The organism is Streptomyces sp. TRM49041 (assembly GCF_008271805.1).
Lineage (GTDB): Bacteria > Actinomycetota > Actinomycetes > Streptomycetales > Streptomycetaceae > Streptomyces.
The window spans coordinates 45,100-60,650 of sequence record NZ_VSRY01000086.1 but is presented as its reverse complement, the minus strand read 5'-3'; the positions used below and the strand labels follow the sequence as shown (position 1 = coordinate 60,650).

Sequence of the window (15,551 nt, the reverse complement as noted above, 5' to 3'; positions counted from 1 at the left end):
GGGATGGCGAACATCGAGGGGGAACTATTTCAGGACCGGTCCCGGATAAGAAAGTCGGGCGGTGTGAAGACCGCGCGCAGGGCCGCGCGTGCCGTACGGGGAGCGCCCGTTGACGGCGGCGAAACACGCCCGGAGAGTGGTAAGCACCCATGAGTGCGGCGGATTTCGCATGAATGGGGGCAACTCAGGGTAGATCGGGGGGTCCTGATGGGGGTGAACGGCCGGGGCGTGCCGGGAAGCACCGGAATGCGGGGGGATGCGCAGGGTGCGCCGTGGGGTGATGTGATCGTGACCTCGATCGCCGCGGTCGGGTGGGCCGTGGCGGGAATGGCGGGTGTCGCGGCGTCTGCGTTACGGCTGCTGGACATGGACGCGGTGGCTCCGCTCGGTCCGCCGACGGCGGCGGTGGTGGCGCTCTCGGCGGGCGGTTCGGTGACGTCGTCGGCGGAGGTGTCGGCGCTGGGGGCGCGCGGCGGGACGTCGGAGCTGGTGGCGGGCGTACTGCCTCTCGGGGTCGGGCTGGTGGGTGCGCTGCTGCTGTCGGCGGTCTTCCTGCGGGGTCTGCGGGGCGCGGGGGCGTTCGTGGCGGGGCGTGAGCTGGCCGCGCGGACGGGCGGGGTGGTGGTGCTGTTCGCGGCGGCCGCGGGTGGGCTGGCGCGCGTGGGGCGGGACACGGCGGTGGTCGACGGGGCGTGGCCGGTGCCTGGCCACCCGGCTGCGCCGGGCGGCGGTGAGCCGGGCGGCATCCGGGTCCCCGGGCTCGGGGAGATCGGCGGGCTGTGGCCGGACGGAATCGCTGATGTCGTCGCGCCGAAGGTGACGGTGGCCTTCGCCGTCGACCTCGACCGGTCCGTGGCGGGCGCGGCCCTGTGGGCGCTGGCGGTCCTGGTGGTCGCGCTGGTCGCCGCGCCGGGCGCGCCACTGCCGCCGGGACGCGGCTGGGACGCGGTACGGCGGGTGGTGCGGCCGGCGGTGTCGGCGATGGTGGTGGTCCTACTGGTGGTGGCGGCCTCGGGGTACGCGGTCGCGGGGTACGCGGCGGTGGGCGCCGAGCGGCCGGGGCGGGTGCTGGGCGCGGCGCTGCTGGGTGCGCCGAACGGGGCGTGGGCGGGGCTGTCGCTGGGGCTGTTCGTGCCGTGGGAGGGCCGTGCGTCGGGTGCGCTCGCGGGCCTGGTGCCGGATCCGCTCGGCGCGCTGCTGCGGGCGTCCGCGCACGAGCCGGTGACCCTGGAGGGGCTGGCCGCGCTGGACGGGCGGGTGTGGCCGGGGGCGGTGGCCCTGGGTGCGGTGATGCTGGGCGGCGGTGTGCTGGCGGCCGCGCGTACGCCCCGGGCGGGCCTCGGGGCGGTGGCTTTCGCGGGGCGGTGCGCGGTGCGGTCCGCCGCCGTGTGGGCGGTGGCGCTGCCCCTGCTGGGCCGGCCGGCGGAGGTATCGGCGGACGCGTCGGTGTCGGTCCTGCGCCACGAGGTCTTCGACGCCGAGCTCCTGCTGCGGGGCGACGCCTGGCGGGCCGGGCTGCTGGGCCTTGTTTGGGGCGCCGCTTACGGAGCGGCGGGTGCCCTGACGGCGTACGCGACGCACCTGGCGGGCCGGTGGACGGCGCTGCCGGGCGTGGTGGTGGGCGACGACTGGTACGGGGAGGGGGCGGCGCACGGGTCCGGCGCGGCGGACGCGGCCGGCCCGAGGCCGACGGCGGGCGACGCGACCGGCCCGGACGGCGGGAACAGCGGGGACGGCGGGGACAGCGGGGCGGGCGCGGAAAGCGGGGCCCGGGTGGGTCGCTCGGCCGGAGCGGACGGCGGGCCGGGGCCGTACAGGCCGTCGGAGTCCTACCGGCCGCCGAACCCGGACACCAACCCCTATCTGCGGCCGCCCGACGGTGGGGCGGGCGCCGGGATTCATGAGGCGCCCACCGTGTCGCGGCCCGTGCGGCCGCCGGAGCTGCCGCCGGAGGGTCCCCCTCCGCCGGGGCGGCCGGGCGAGGGCCGACAGCGCTAGGGGGCCGGGGTGTCCGTAAGGCGGGACGGGGGCGGCCCCGTCGCGGCGGGGCCGATACGGTGGAAGGACCATGAGCGCATCACAGACCTCAGACGTCCCCACCCTTCTCGTCAAGATCTTCGGGAAGGACCGCCCCGGGATCACCGCCGGGTTGTTCGACACCCTCGCCGCGTTCGCCGTCGATGTCGTCGACATCGAGCAGGTCGTCACGCGTGGCCGTATCGTCCTGTGCGCGCTCGTCACCGAGCCGACCGTGAGCACGGAGGGCGAACTGCGGGCCACGGTGCACAGCTGGGCGGAGTCGCTGAAGCTCCAGGCGGAGATCATCTCCGGTACGGGTGACAACCGCCCCCGCGGTCATGGGCGTTCGCATGTCACCGTGCTCGGGCACCCGCTGACGGCGGAGAACACGGCGGCCATAGCGGCCACGATCACCGGGACCGGCGGCAACATCGACCGTATCTTCCGACTCGCCAAGTACCCGGTGACCGCCGTCGAGTTCGCGGTGTCCGGTGCCGAGACCGAGCCGCTGCGGACCGCGCTCGCCACCGAGGCGCACGAGATCGGGGTGGACGTCGCCGTCGTGTCGGCGGGCCTGCACCGGCGGGCTCAGCGGCTGGTCGTCATGGACGTCGACTCGACGCTGATCCAGGACGAGGTCATCGAGCTGTTCGCGGCGCACGCCGGGTGCGAGGACAAGGTCGCGGACATCACGGCGGCGGCGATGCGCGGCGAGCTGGACTTCGAGCAGTCGCTGCACGCGCGCGTGGCGCTGCTCGCCGGCCTGGACGCGTCGGTCGTGGAGAAGGTGCGGTCGGAGGTGCGGCTCACCCCGGGCGCGCGGACCCTGATCCGTACACTGAAGCGGCTCGGCTACCAGGTCGGCGTGGTGTCCGGCGGGTTCACGCAGGTCACGGACGACCTCAAGGTGCGCCTCGGCCTGGACTTCGCCTCCGCCAACACGCTGGAGGTCGTCGACGGCAAGCTGACCGGCCGGGTGACCGGTGAGATCGTGGACCGGGCGGGCAAGGCGCGGCTACTGCGCCGGTTCGCGGCCGAGGCGGGCGTACCGCTCGCCCAGACCGTCGCCATCGGCGACGGGGCGAACGACCTGGACATGCTCAACGCGGCCGGGCTCGGGGTGGCGTTCAACGCCAAGCCCGTGGTGCGCAGGGCGGCCCACACCGCGGTGAACGTGCCGTTCCTGGACACCGTGCTGTATCTGCTGGGCGTCACCCGGGAAGAGGTCGAGGCGGCGGACGCCGAACTGATCTGAGTACGGGGACGTCATGGATGACGTGAGGCCCGGACACCGCTCAGGGTGTCCGGGCCTCCTCCGTCTTCCGCCGTCAGGCTTCGGGCGTGACGCCCAGGCCGTCACTCGTGGGGCCCCCAGAAGGCGACGAGCCTGCCGACGCCGTGCTCCACGGACTTCCACGTGCCGTCGAAGGTGAGGACGGCCACCGCCGAGGTCGGGAAGCCGCTGCGGTTCATGCGGGACAGCAGGTCGCCCTCCGCGTCGCCGGAGAGCGCGTCGGCGAGGGCGTGGATGCCCGGGTTGTGGCCGACGACAAGGAGGTCCCGTACGTCTTCGGAGGTCTCGTTGAGCACCGCGATCAGTTCGCCGAGGGATGCCTCATAGATCCGCTCGTCGTATACGGTCCTGGGCCGCTGGGGCAGCTCGTGGACCACGAGTTTCCAGGTTTCGCGGGTGCGCAGGGCGGTCGAGCACAGGGTCAGATCGGGGGTGATGCCGGCGGAGGCCAGCCAGCGTCCGGCCACGGGGGCGTCCTTGCGTCCGCGGTCGGCGAGCGGACGCTCGTGGTCGGATTCCTGGGACCATTCCGCCTTCGCATGCCGGAGTAGCACGATCCTGCGAGGTGTATCGACGCTCATGACCCCAGCTTCGCATGAAACGGACCTTGGGGCGCAGGGTGTTGACCGGTCCGGGGCGCAGGGGTGAAGGGGCCCTCTCTAGCGCGCGAGCGTGATCTGGATCTGTTCGAGGATCCGGCCCCCCGCGGGCTCGCCGCCCGTGGCCTGGGCACTGCCCGGGCCGGTTATCAGCAGGAAGAGTACGGCGAAGGCGGCCACGGGGAGGGCGACGCCCCACCAGGGCAGCCGGACGTCGACGCCCGCTGAGCCGGTGGTGCCGACAGTGGCGTGGGTGCGGGTGCGGGTGCGGGTGGGCGTACGGGCCGACATGGCCGCCTCCGTCGTCGTCGCGGGGTCCGTGGTGCCGAGGTGTTCTCCACGCTACGGAGCACGCGGTGCCGGGCCCATCAGGTGATCCACCCACTTCACCCTGACCCTTTCCCCCTAGGGGACGGTGGAGCTGTCCCCACCGTCCTGTCAGGGTGAGGCGATCGAGGCGATGATTCCGATGACCACACCGATCGCGAGCATCGCGCCGAGGACGACGAGCAGCTTCGTCTGGCCGTTCTTGGGGTTCGGGTCGAGCACAGGCATGGAGCCAGTCTCGCACCTCACGCCTCGTCCTCGATCGTCCGGTCCCGCCCCGCCAGCACACCGGCCACCATCTGCGGCACGATCAGGGCCGTCATCAGGGCGAGCGGGGCGGTCCAGCCGCCGCTGTGCTGGTACAGGGCGCCGACCAGGATCGGGCCGGGGACGGAGATGAGGTAGCCGACACTCTGTGCGAAGGCGGAGAGCCGAACGACGCCGCCGCCCGTCCGCGCCCGCATGCCGATCATGGTGAGGGCGAGCGGGAACGCGCAGTTCGAGATGCCGAGCAGCACCGCCCAGAGCCAGGCCCCGGCCGCGGGGGCGGCGAACAGTCCGGCGTACCCGGCGAGCCCCGACAGGCCGAGTACGACGACGATCGGGCCCTGCTGCCGCATACGGCCGGCGACGCGCGGGATGACGAAGGCGAGCGGGACGCCCATGACCATGGTGACCGCCAGCAGGACACCGGCGGTGCCCGCCGGAACGCCCGCGTCGCGGAAGATCTGCGGCATCCAGCCCATGGTGATGTACGCGCCGGTGGCCTGGAGCCCGAAGAAGCAGGCGAGCGCCCATGCGGTGCCGCTGCGGACGACCCGGGGCGCCGGGGCAGCGGTACGGGAGGCGGTACGGGAGGCGTCGGGCGCGGCGGGAACAGTGTGGGCCGTGTGGGTGACGGGAGCCGTGTGGGCCGTGTGGGTGGCGGGAGCGCCGGTGGGCGGTGCGGCGTGGCGGCGGTCGCGCACGACGGCGGTCCACGGCAGTACGGCCAGGACGGCGAGGGCCGCCCACACGCCGAGACCGGTGCGCCAGCTGCCGCCCAGCGCCTGGGTCAGCGGAACGGTGACGGCGGCGGCCAGGGACGTGCCGAGCGCCAGGGCCATGGAGTACAGGCCGGTCATCGTGCCGACGCGGTCGGGGAAGTACCGCTTGACGATGACGGGCATCAGGACGTTGCCGACCGCGATGCCCATGAGGGCGAGGGCGCTGGCGGCGAGGAAACCCGCGGTGCCGTCGGCGAAGGGGCGGACGACCATGCCCGCGGCGATGGCGGCCATCCCGGCGCAGACGACGGTGGCGGCGCCGAACCGGCGGGCGAGGCGGGGCGCGGCGAGGCCGAAGACCGCGAAGCACAGGGGCGGCACGGAGGTGAGGACGCCGGCGACACCGCCGCTCATATGGAGGCCGGTGCGGACCTCTTCGAGGAGCGCGCCGAGGCTGGTGATCGCGGGGCGGAGGTTGAGCGCGGCGAGGACGAGTCCGACGACCAGGAGACGGCTGAACCAGACCCCGGTGGGCGCGGCGGTCGTCGTCCGCGCGGGTGGCGCGGGTGGCGCGGCCGGGAACGGACGGGACGCGGGGCGTGCAGGGCTTCGGGTCGGGGTCTCCGGCTCGTCGGACATGGCCTCATCATAGAATCATGGGATGATTGGTTGTCCAATCCTGTACGAGACGATGTACAGCCCCGGACGAGACGGACGAGACGAGGGAGAACCATGGCGCTCAGCTCACCCCGCAGGTCGGCGCTCTCCGACCAGGTGATCGCGGAGCTGCGGAACCAGATCACGTCGGGTGAGTGGCCGGTCGGCTCGCGCATCCCCACCGAGCCGGAGCTGGTGGAGCAGCTGGGCGTGGCCCGCAATACGGTCCGCGAAGCGGTGCGGGCGCTCGCGCACAACGGCCTGCTGGACATCCGGCAGGGCTCCGGCACCTACGTCGTCGCGACCAGCGAGCTGGCCGGGGTGATGCACCGGCGGTTCGCGGACGCCGACCCGCGGCACGTCGCCGAACTGCGCTCGACGCTGGAGTCGTCGGCCGCCCGGCTGGCCGCCGAGCGCCGTACCGAGCGGGACCTGCGGCAGCTGGACGCGCTGCTCGCGCGGCGTGAGGAGGCATGGGAGACGGGCGACGCGGAGCGGTTCGTGGCGGCCGACTCGTCGTTCCACCTCGCCGTGGTCACCGCTTCGCACAACGACGTGCTGACGGAGCTCTACGCCGACCTGGGCCATCTGCTGCGCGCCTGGCTCCGCGACGACGTGGGCCAGGAGCTCCGGCCGGAGCACCATATGGACCACGGGCGGCTGGTGGAGGCGATCCGCGCGGGCGACGCGGGGACGGCGGCGACGGAGGCCGCGAGCTATCCGTTCATGTGCCTCCGGAGCCCGGAACGGTCTGGTGACTGACCCAGGCGGCCCGGACCTCCTTCCAACAGCGCTCGGTCAGCTCGACATGGGCTGCGGGCGCGACCGCGACGGGACTGCTGTCCGCGTCGACGTCCCACCAGCGGGCGCATTCGACGTGCAGCTGGACGCGATCGGTGCGGGGATAGGGGTTGTGGCAGTACGCGGTGACCCGGGAGCCGTCGACCTCGGTACGGCACGAGGCGCCCGCGTTCCCCCGGTCGTCGGCCGCGGCGGCGGACGCCAGCAGGACCGGGGCCAGGACCGACACCGCGGCCAGAGCCGCCGCCCGGTGGCGCCGGGGATACCGGTGGTGTCGATGGTGTCGGTGGTGTCTCGTTCGCACAGTCACACCTCCTTCACGCTGCTCGGCCAGTGTGACGCAGACGCGCCGAGGCCGCGCGCCGATCGGGTGACGGTCGCGCGGCCTCGTATGGAAAGTGCCTGGTCAGGCGCCCATGATGTGCACGCCGCCATCGACGTGGACGATCTCGCCGGTGGTCTTCGGGAAGAAGTCCGACAGCAGGGCGACGACACCGCGGCCGGCCGGCTCCGGGTCGGCCATGTCCCACTCCAGCGGGGACCGCTCGTCCCACACCTTCGCCAGCTCACCGAAGCCCGGGATGGACTTGGCGGCCATCGAGCCGATCGGGCCGGCGGAGATCAGGTTGCAGCGGATGTCCTGCTTGCCGAGATCCCGGGCCAGATAGCGGTTGGTGGCCTCCAGGGCGGCCTTGGCCGGGCCCATCCAGTCGTACTGCGGCCACGCGAACTGCGCGTCGAAGGTCAGACCGACCACCGAGCCGCCGTTCTCCATGACGGGCAGGCAGGCCATGGCCAGGGACTTCAGCGAGAACGCCGAGACGTGCATCGCCGTGGACACCGACTCGAACGGCGTGTTGAGGAAGTTGCCGCCGAGCGCGTCCTGCGGGGCGAACCCGATGGAGTGCACGACGCCGTCCAGGCCGCCGAGCTCCTTGCGTACGACCTCCTCGACACGGCCGAGGTGCTCGTCGTTGGTGACGTCGAGCTCGAACACCGTGGCCGGCTTCGGCAGCTTCTTGGCGATGCGCTCGGTCAGGGTGGGGCGGGGGAACGCGGTCAGGATGACCTCGGCGCCCTGCTCCTGGGCCACCTTGGCGGTGTGGAACGCGATGGACGACTCCATCAGCACACCGGTGACGAGGATGCGCTTGCCCTCGAGAATTCCGCTCATGTGACTCAGTGACCCATGCCCAATCCGCCGTCAACGGGGATGACGGCTCCAGTGATGTACGAGGCGTCGTCCGACGCGAGGAAGCGCACCGCGGCCGCGATCTCGTCCGGCCGCGCGTAGCGGCCCAGCGGCACCTGGGCGACGATGCCCGCGCGCTGCTCCTCGCTGAGCACCTTCGTCATGTCGGTGTCGACGAAGCCGGGTGCGACGACGTTGAAGGTGATGTTGCGGGAGCCGAGTTCCCGGGCGAGCGACCGGGCGAAGCCCACCAGGCCCGCCTTGGAGGCGGCGTAGTTGGCCTGACCGGCCGAGCCGAGCAGCCCGACGACGGACGAGATGAGCACGACGCGGCCCTTCTTGGCGCGCAGCATGCCGCGGTTGGCGCGCTTCACGACGCGGAAGGTGCCGGTGAGGTTGGTGTCAAGGACGGCGGTGAAGTCGTCCTCGGACATCCGCATCAGAAGCTGGTCCTTGGTGACGCCGGCGTTGGCGACCAGGACCTCGACGGGGCCGTGCTTCTCCTCGATCTCCTTGTAGGCGGTCTCCACCTGCTCGGAGTCGGTGATGTCGCAGCGCACGCCCAGGCAGCCCAGCTCCAGAAGCTCCGCGGGCGGCTCGCCGGACCGGTAAGTGAAGGCGACCTTGTCGCCTGCGTCGGCGAAAGCGCGGGCGATGGCGAGGCCGATGCCCCGGTTACCTCCGGTGACGAGAACCGAGCGGCTCATCGGATCACCCTTTCCCTAGCTGTGTCGTTCCTCGAAAACCTATCGGTCCGGCCGGTCGTACGGAGAATCGGCCCCTGACAGTCGCTCGGGGGAGTCCCTGTCGGGTCCCTACAGAAAAGGTGGGCATCGCGCGGCCCGGCACGACATGATGCGGGGCGACCGGTCGCACAGGACAGGAGACATTGGTGCCTCATTCCATCGACGAAGCCTTCACGGCGCTGCCGCTGCGGGCGCTCGCCGACGCGGCGCTCGCGCGGGCCAGGGCGCTCGGCGCGGAGCACGCCGACTTCCGGTTCGAGCGGGTGCGCAGCGCGGCCTGGCGGCTGCGGGACGCGAAGCCCGCCGGGTCGTCGGACACGACGGACCTCGGGTACGCGGTGCGGGTGGTGCACGGCGGGGCGTGGGGGTTCGCGTCCGGGGTCGATCTGTCCATGGACGCGGCGGCGAAGGTCGCGTCGCAGGCGGTGGCCATGGCGAAGCTGTCGGCGCGGGTGATCGCGGCGGCCGGTTCGGAGGAGAAGGTCGAGCTGGCGGACGAGCCGGTGCACTCCGAGCGGACGTGGGTGTCCTCGTACGAGATCGATCCGTTCAGCGTGCCGGACTCCGAGAAGAGCGGGCTGTTGGCGGAGTGGAGCGCGCGGCTGCTGCGCGCTGAGGGCGTGGCCCATGTGGACGCCTCGCTGCTCACCGTCCACGAGAACAAGTTCTACGCGGACACGGCGGGGACCGTGACCACGCAGCAGCGCGTGCGGCTGCACCCGCAGCTCACGGCCGTCGCGGTGGACGGCACGACGGGCGAGTTCGAGTCGATGCGGACGCTGGCGCCGCCGGTCGGGCGCGGCTGGGAGTATCTGACCGGCACCGGCTGGGACTGGGAGGCGGAGCTGGAGCGGATCCCGGGGCTGCTCGCCGAGAAGATGCGCGCGCCGAGCGTGGAGGCGGGGACGTACGACCTCGTCGTCGACCCGTCGAATCTGTGGCTGACCATCCACGAGTCGATCGGGCACGCGACCGAGCTGGACCGGGCGCTGGGGTACGAGGCGGCCTACGCGGGGACGTCGTTCGCGACCTTCGACCAGCTGGGGAAGCTGCGCTACGGCTCCCCCGTGATGAACGTGACCGGCGACCGGACCGCGGAGCACGGTCTGGCGACGGTCGGGTACGACGACGAGGGCGTCGAGGCGCAGTCGTGGGACCTGGTCAAGGACGGGGTGCTGGCCGGCTACCAGCTGGACCGGCGGATCGCTCGGCTGACGGGGCTCGGCCGGTCCAACGGCTGTGCGTTCGCGGACTCGCCGTCGCATGTGCCGGTGCAGCGGATGGCGAACGTGTCACTGCTGCCCGAGCCTGGCGGGCTCTCGACGGAGGACCTGATCGGGGGCGTGGAGCGCGGCATCTACGTGGTCGGTGACCGGTCGTGGTCGATCGACATGCAGCGGTACAACTTCCAGTTCACGGGGCAGCGGTTCTTCCGGATCGAGAACGGGCGGCTGGCCGGCCAGCTGCGGGACGTCGCGTACCAGGCGACGACGACGGACTTCTGGGGCTCGCTGGAGAAGGTCGGCGGGCCGCAGACGTACGTCCTGGGCGGCGCGTTCAACTGCGGCAAGGCCCAGCCGGGCCAGATCGCGGCGGTCTCGCACGGCTGCCCGTCGGCCCTTTTCCGGGGCGTCAACATCTTGAACACCACGCAGGAGGCCGGGCGATGAGCCGCGTCAGCAAGCCGTACGAGATCGTCGAGCGGGCCCTGGAGCTGTCCCGCGCGGACGGGTGCGTGGTCATCGCGGACGAGCACTCCTCCGCCAATCTGCGCTGGGCCGGGAACGCGCTCACCACCAACGGCGTCACCCGCGGCCGCACCCTCACCGTCGTCGCCACCGTCGCCGGCGCGGAGGGCACGGCGTCCGGTGTGGTGTCCCGGTCGGCGGTGACCGCCGAGGAGCTGGAGCCGCTGGTACGGGCGGCCGAGGCGGCGGCGCGGGCCGCGGGCCCGGCCGAGGACGCGCAGCCGCTGGTGGCGGGCGTTCCGGAGGCACCGGACTTCCGGGACGCGCCGGACGAGACCTCTTCGGCGGTGTTCGACGGCTTCGCGCCCGCGCTGGGCGAGGCGTTCGGGCGGGCCCGGGCCGGGGGCAGGGAGCTGTACGGGTTCGCCAGCCACGAGCTGACCTCCACGTATCTGGGTACGTCGACGGGGCTGCGGCTCCGGCACGATCAGCCGAACGGGACCCTGGAGCTCAACGCGAAGTCCCCGGACCGTACGCGTTCGGCGTGGGCGGGCCGGGTCACGCGGGACTTCGCGGACGTGGACCCGCTCGGGCTGGACGAGGAGCTGGCGCGCCGGCTGGGCTGGGCGGAGCGTCGGGTCGAGCTGCCGGCCGGGCGGTACGAGACACTGCTCCCGCCGACCGCGGTGGCCGACCTGCTGATCTACCAGCAGTGGTCGGCGGCCGCCCGGGACGCGGCGGAGGGCCGGACCGTGTTCTCGCGGCCGGGCGGCGGCACCCGGATCGGGGAGCAGCTGGCGGCGCTGCCGCTGACGCTGCGCAGCGACCCGGCCGAGCAGGGCCTGGAGTCGGCGCCGTTCGTGATCGCCCACTCGTCGGGCGACGACGCGTCGGTGTTCGACAACGGGCTGCCGCTGGAGCCGGTGGACTGGATCCGGGAGGGCCGGCTGGAGCACCTGGTCACGACGCGGCACAGCGCCGGGCTCACTCGGTTGCCGGTGGCTCCGGGCGCGGGCAATCTGATCCTGGACGGCGGCGGGGAGCGGTCGCTGGAGGAGATGGTGTCCTCGACCGGGCGCGGGCTGCTGCTGACCTGCCTCTGGTACATCCGGGAGGTCGACCCGGCGACGCTGCTGCTGACCGGGCTGACCAGGGACGGCGTGTATCTCGTCGAGGACGGCGAGGTGGTCGGCGAGGTGAACAACTTCCGGTTCAACGAGTCGCCGGTCGACCTGCTGGGGCGGGCCACGGAGGCGGGGCTCACCGAGCGGACGCTGCCGCGGGAGTGGGGCGACTGGTTCACGCGCGCCGCGATGCCGCCGCTGCGGGTGCCCGATTTCAACATGAGCTCGGTCAGCCAGGGCGTGTGACGCCCATAGACTGACGGGGCCGGCAGACAAGTATCGAGGAGGCACGAGACCCGTGACGGACATCGTCGACGAGCTGAAGTGGCGCGGGCTGTTCGCCCAGTCCACCGACGAGGACGCACTGCGCAAGGCTCTCGCGGACGGTCCCGTCACGTTCTATTGCGGCTTCGACCCGACCGCGCCCAGCCTGCACGTGGGGCATCTGGTGCAGGTGCTCACCGTCCGCCGGCTCCAGCAGGCCGGGCACCGGCCGCTGGCGCTGGTGGGCGGGGCGACGGGCCAGATCGGTGATCCGCGGCCGACGGCGGAGCGCACCCTGAACGATCCGGAGACGGTCGCCCAGTGGGTGGGGCGGCTGCGTTCCCAGATCGAGCCGTTCCTGTCCTTCGAGGGCGAGAACGCGGCGGTCATGGTGAACAACCTGGACTGGACCGCGAGCCTGACCGCGATCGAGTTCCTGCGGGACATCGGCAAGCACTTCCGCGTGAACAAGATGCTCACGAAGGACTCCGTGGCGCGGCGCCTGGAGTCCGAGCAGGGCATCAGCTACACCGAGTTCTCGTACCAGCTGCTGCAGGGCATGGACTTCCTGGAGCTGTACCGACGGTACGGCTGTGTCCTCCAGCAGGGCGGCAGCGACCAGTGGGGCAACCTCACGGCCGGCCTGGACCTGATCCACCGCCTGGAGCCGGACGCGGTCGTGCACGCCATCGCGACGCCGCTGATGACGAAGGCGGACGGCACCAAGTTCGGCAAGACCGAGGGCGGGGCCGTCTGGCTGGACCCGCAGATGACCACGCCGTACGCGTTCTACCAGTTCTGGCTGAACGTCGACGACCGGGATGTCTCGCGCTACCTGCGGATCCTCAGCTTCAAGAGCCGTGCGGAGCTGGAGGAGCTGGAGAAGGTCACCGAGGAGCGGCCGCAGGCCCGGACGGCGCAGCGCGCGCTGGCGGAGGAGCTGACGACGCTGGTGCACGGCGCCGACCAGTGCGCCGCCGTGATCGCCGCGTCGAAGGCGCTGTTCGGCCAGGGCGACCTGGCGGAGCTGGACGAGGCGACGCTCGCGGCGGCGCTCTCGGAGCTGCCGAGCGCGCGGGTCGCGGAGCCGGGCCTGGTCGTGGACCTGTTCACCGAGGTCGGACTGGCGCCGAGCAAGTCGGCGGCGCGGCGAACGGTGAAGGAGGGCGGCGCGTACGTGAACAACGCGAAGGTGACCGCCGAGGACGCCGAGGTGTCCGCCGGTGATCTGCTGCACGGGCGCTGGCTGGTGCTGCGCCGGGGCAAGAGGAACCTTGCGGCGATCGAGGTCAAGGCCGGCTGAGCCCCCGCTCGGATACGGAAACGGCCTGGTAGACGACGCGGCCCGGAAGCATCGTGCTTCCGGGCCGCGTCGTCTAGGTTCGCTGTCGCCTGCCCACCGACACGTACAGCATGTCGCCGAGCGCCACGAGGACGACCGCCGCGACGACCTGCAGGGCGTGCCGGCCCCAGTCGATGCCCGGGGTCGCCTCGATCCCGAACCCGCGGGCCATGGCGTTGCCTGCGATGCCACCGATGATGCCGAAGATGGTGATCAGCCACAGTGGGCTGTGCTGCTTTCCCGGCAGGATGGCCTTCGCCAGGAGACCCAGCACGAATCCCACGACAATCGCCCACAACCAGCCCATGGCTGCCTCCTCGGTCGGATCGACGTGAGCAGTCCCTGACAGTCTGGGCCCATCGGCCATACGGCGCATGTCGGAGTCGCCCGTACGGCATCCGTACTACCGGGCCCGGTGGCCCTGGTACCGGCGGCGGCGCCGCCCGGGCGTACCGTGGAAGAAGGGTCCGGTCCGGGGAGAGGCCGGTACAGAGGTCGGTGGTGGAACGCGATGCGGAAGCGCGGCGGCGATGCCCAGGTCTTCAGGATCACGGGTGCCCGGCAGGGGCTGGCGGACGATGTGCGCGGGCGGCAGCGGCGCTATGTGATCTCGATGTCGGTCCGTACGGTCTCGGTGATCGCGGCGGCGTTCCTGTGGAACGTCGAGCGGCACGTGGCGATCGTCGCGCTGGTCCTCGGTGGGATCCTGCCGTACATCGCGGTGGTGATCGCGAACGCCGGGCGGGAGACGGCGCCGAAGCTTCCGTCGACGTTCGTGTCCGGGCCGCCGGTGGCGCACCCGATGATCGAGGCTCCGAAGCCGCAGGCGGAGCACGCGGCGCAGGACACGGCGGAACGCGCTGCGGAGGACGGGGCGGAAGCCGTGGCGGAAGACGTGGAAGACGTGTCGGCGGGCCGTCGGGAGCAGCGCTCCGAGCAGAGATGATCAGTCGGCCGGGCCGCGGTGGAGGAGTGTCCACGCGGCGCCGACCTGCAAAGCTCAAGAAAAGCTCAGATCAATCGTGAAGTTCCGGTGCACTCCACCGGGGTGCGCGTGACATACTGCGTAGGCGCTCCGCATCCCCCGTCGGAGCGACGGACCGACGCCGGGCAGCTCCCCCCGTGGCTGCCCGGCGTCGCCTTTGTTCGTACAGGTTTCCGGGACGTGCGCTGTGAACGACGAGAGCAACCATCCGATCTGTTCCGCCAAGGGATGTCGCGCCGACGCCGTGTGGGTGCTGGCGTGGAACAACCCGAAGCTGCACACCCCGGACCGCCGCAAGACCTGGCTGGCCTGCGACGAGCACCGGGAGCACCTGTCGCAGTTCCTGGGCGTGCGCGGTTTCCTCAAGGATGTGGTGACGCTCGCGGAGTGGGAGTCGGGCCGCCGGGCCTAGGGAGTGGCAGCGGGCGGGCACGGCCGAGGGCGGGCACGGCCGAGAGCCCCCGGCTCAGCCGCCGATCGCTGACATCGGGCGGTCCGGCTGGAGGAACTCGGGGTCGTCCAGGCCCGAGCCGGCCTTCTTGCCCCACATCGCCTGCCTCCAGATGCGGGCGACCTCCTCGTCCGGCGCATCCGAGCGGAGTGCGCCGCGCAGGTCCGTCTCCTCGCGGGCGAACAGGCAGGTCCGCACCTGGCCGTCGGCGGTGAGCCGGGTACGGTCGCAGGCCCGGCAGAAGGGGCGGGTGACGGAGGCGATGACGCCGACGCGGTGCGGGCCGCCATCGACGAGCCAGCGCTCGGCGGGCGCCGAGCCGCGCTCCTCGTCCGCCTCCGCGGTGAGGGTGAAGCGGGTCCGCAGCGACTCCAGGATGTCCCCGGCGGTGATCATGCCGTCGCGCTTCCAGCCGTGCTGGGCGTCGAGCGGCATCTGCTCGATGAACCGCAGCTCGTAGTCGTTGGCGACGGCCCAGGCCAGCAGGTCGGGGGCCTCGTCGTCGTTCAGCCCGGGCATCAGCACCGAATTGACCTTGACGGGGTTGAGTCCGGCCTCGCGGGCGGCGGCCAGGCCGTCCAGCACGTCATGGTGGCGGTCGCGGCGGGTCAGGGTCTTGAAGACGTCGGGGCGCAGCGTGTCCAGGGAGACGTTGACCCGGTCCAGGCCGGCGGCCTCGAGGGCCGTGGCGGTCCGCTTGAGACCTATGCCGTTGGTGGTCAGCGACATCTTGGGGCGGGGCTCCAGGGCGGCGCACCGCTCCACGATGGAGACGAGGCCCGGGCGCAGGAGCGGCTCTCCGCCGGTGAAGCGGACCTCGGTGACACCGAGCCGGGTGACGGCGATGCGTATGAGCCGGACGATCTCGTCGTCGGTCAGCAGGTCGGGCTTGGCCAGCCACTGCAGGCCCTCCTCGGGCATGCAGTAGGTGCAGCGCAGATTGCACCGGTCGGTGAGCGAGACCCGGAGGTCCGTGGCCACACGGCCGTAGGTGTCGATGAGCACGGTTGGCGCCTCCCCGGTGGAACCGGCCGTCGTCTGCCGTCTTCCCACGAGACTACGCGACCCCACCGACA

Annotated in this window: 17 protein-coding genes; 8 read left to right on the top strand and 9 right to left on the bottom strand. The window is 72.2% G+C overall.

The window, feature by feature from the left end:
• The first annotated feature begins 246 nt into the window (after window positions 1-246).
• The gene (locus tag FVS66_RS06880; protein ID WP_222946903.1) at window positions 247-1,998 is read left to right on the top strand and encodes a streptophobe family protein; all 1,752 of its coding nucleotides are present in this window, start codon (window positions 247-249) and stop codon (window positions 1,996-1,998) included.
• 70 nt (window positions 1,999-2,068) lie between these two features.
• Window positions 2,069-3,274, top strand: a complete 1,206-nt coding sequence (gene serB / locus FVS66_RS06875; protein WP_149180099.1) for a phosphoserine phosphatase SerB — start codon at window positions 2,069-2,071, stop codon at window positions 3,272-3,274.
• 101 nt (window positions 3,275-3,375) lie between these two features.
• On the opposite strand, the gene FVS66_RS06870 is transcribed toward serB, so the two are convergent.
• The 4 genes from FVS66_RS06870 to FVS66_RS06860 form a co-directional block, all read right to left on the bottom strand.
• Complete coding sequence (locus tag FVS66_RS06870) at window positions 3,376-3,894, bottom strand: histidine phosphatase family protein (RefSeq protein WP_149180098.1); 519 nt, start codon at window positions 3,892-3,894, stop codon at window positions 3,376-3,378.
• Between the two features lie 78 nt (window positions 3,895-3,972).
• Window positions 3,973-4,203 carry a hypothetical protein gene (locus tag FVS66_RS06865; RefSeq protein WP_149180097.1) on the bottom strand — a complete coding sequence of 77 codons (231 nt, stop codon included), beginning with the start codon at window positions 4,201-4,203 and terminating at the stop codon, window positions 3,973-3,975.
• A 147-nt stretch (window positions 4,204-4,350) separates the two neighbouring features.
• The gene (locus tag FVS66_RS35755; RefSeq protein WP_262386842.1) at window positions 4,351-4,467 is read right to left on the bottom strand and encodes an SGM_5486 family transporter-associated protein; all 117 of its coding nucleotides are present in this window, start codon (window positions 4,465-4,467) and stop codon (window positions 4,351-4,353) included.
• A 17-nt stretch (window positions 4,468-4,484) separates the two neighbouring features.
• Window positions 4,485-5,864: an MFS transporter gene (locus FVS66_RS06860; protein ID WP_149180096.1), complete on the bottom strand. Its 1,380-nt coding sequence runs from the start codon at window positions 5,862-5,864 to the stop codon at window positions 4,485-4,487.
• A 93-nt stretch (window positions 5,865-5,957) separates the two neighbouring features.
• Between FVS66_RS06860 and FVS66_RS06855 the strand changes: the two genes are divergently transcribed.
• Window positions 5,958-6,644, top strand: a complete 687-nt coding sequence (locus FVS66_RS06855; protein WP_149180095.1) for a FadR/GntR family transcriptional regulator — start codon at window positions 5,958-5,960, stop codon at window positions 6,642-6,644.
• Here the strand turns inward: FVS66_RS06855 and FVS66_RS06850 are convergent.
• The 3 genes from FVS66_RS06850 to fabG all read right to left on the bottom strand — a co-directional run bounded on the left by FVS66_RS06850 (window position 6,607) and on the right by fabG (window position 8,582).
• Window positions 6,607-6,987: a hypothetical protein gene (locus FVS66_RS06850; protein ID WP_149180094.1), complete on the bottom strand. Its 381-nt coding sequence runs from the start codon at window positions 6,985-6,987 to the stop codon at window positions 6,607-6,609. The two genes, FVS66_RS06855 and FVS66_RS06850, sit on opposite strands and share 38 nt — an antisense overlap.
• Before the next feature lie 102 nt (window positions 6,988-7,089).
• Window positions 7,090-7,857, bottom strand: coding sequence for an enoyl-ACP reductase FabI (gene fabI / locus FVS66_RS06845; protein WP_149180093.1), 768 nt, complete (start codon window positions 7,855-7,857; stop codon window positions 7,090-7,092).
• Between the two features lie 5 nt (window positions 7,858-7,862).
• A complete protein-coding gene (fabG, locus tag FVS66_RS06840; protein WP_149180092.1) occupies window positions 7,863-8,582 on the bottom strand; it encodes a 3-oxoacyl-[acyl-carrier-protein] reductase in 720 nt (239 codons plus the stop codon).
• Window positions 8,583-8,767: 185 nt separating this feature from the next.
• Between fabG and FVS66_RS06835 the strand changes: the two genes are divergently transcribed.
• From FVS66_RS06835 to tyrS, 3 genes are read left to right on the top strand one after another with little or no spacing between them, the layout of a single operon-like run.
• On the top strand, window positions 8,768-10,291 hold the full coding sequence (locus tag FVS66_RS06835) for a TldD/PmbA family protein (RefSeq protein ID WP_149180091.1): 1,524 nt from the start codon (window positions 8,768-8,770) through the stop codon (window positions 10,289-10,291).
• A complete protein-coding gene (locus tag FVS66_RS06830; RefSeq protein ID WP_149180090.1) occupies window positions 10,288-11,679 on the top strand; it encodes a metallopeptidase TldD-related protein in 1,392 nt (463 codons plus the stop codon). The genes FVS66_RS06835 and FVS66_RS06830 overlap by 4 nt, the downstream gene beginning before the upstream one ends.
• Before the next feature lie 52 nt (window positions 11,680-11,731).
• Entirely contained in the window at window positions 11,732-13,000 is a 1,269-nt protein-coding gene (gene tyrS, locus FVS66_RS06825; protein WP_149180089.1) for a tyrosine--tRNA ligase, read from the top strand.
• Between the two features lie 73 nt (window positions 13,001-13,073).
• Here tyrS and FVS66_RS06820 read toward each other — a convergent pair whose 3' ends face one another.
• Entirely contained in the window at window positions 13,074-13,346 is a 273-nt protein-coding gene (locus FVS66_RS06820) for a GlsB/YeaQ/YmgE family stress response membrane protein (RefSeq protein WP_149180088.1), read from the bottom strand.
• A gap of 204 nt (window positions 13,347-13,550) precedes the next feature.
• On the opposite strand from FVS66_RS06820, the gene FVS66_RS06815 reads away from it, so the two are divergent.
• The gene (locus tag FVS66_RS06815) at window positions 13,551-13,985 is read left to right on the top strand and encodes a DUF3099 domain-containing protein (RefSeq protein ID WP_149180087.1); all 435 of its coding nucleotides are present in this window, start codon (window positions 13,551-13,553) and stop codon (window positions 13,983-13,985) included.
• Between the two features lie 226 nt (window positions 13,986-14,211).
• Window positions 14,212-14,436: a hypothetical protein gene (locus FVS66_RS06810; RefSeq protein WP_149180086.1), complete on the top strand. Its 225-nt coding sequence runs from the start codon at window positions 14,212-14,214 to the stop codon at window positions 14,434-14,436.
• A gap of 54 nt (window positions 14,437-14,490) precedes the next feature.
• Here the strand turns inward: FVS66_RS06810 and moaA are convergent, their stop codons facing one another.
• A complete protein-coding gene (gene moaA, locus FVS66_RS06805) occupies window positions 14,491-15,480 on the bottom strand; it encodes a GTP 3',8-cyclase MoaA (protein ID WP_222946902.1) in 990 nt (329 codons plus the stop codon).
• Between the last annotated feature and the right edge of the window lie 71 nt (window positions 15,481-15,551).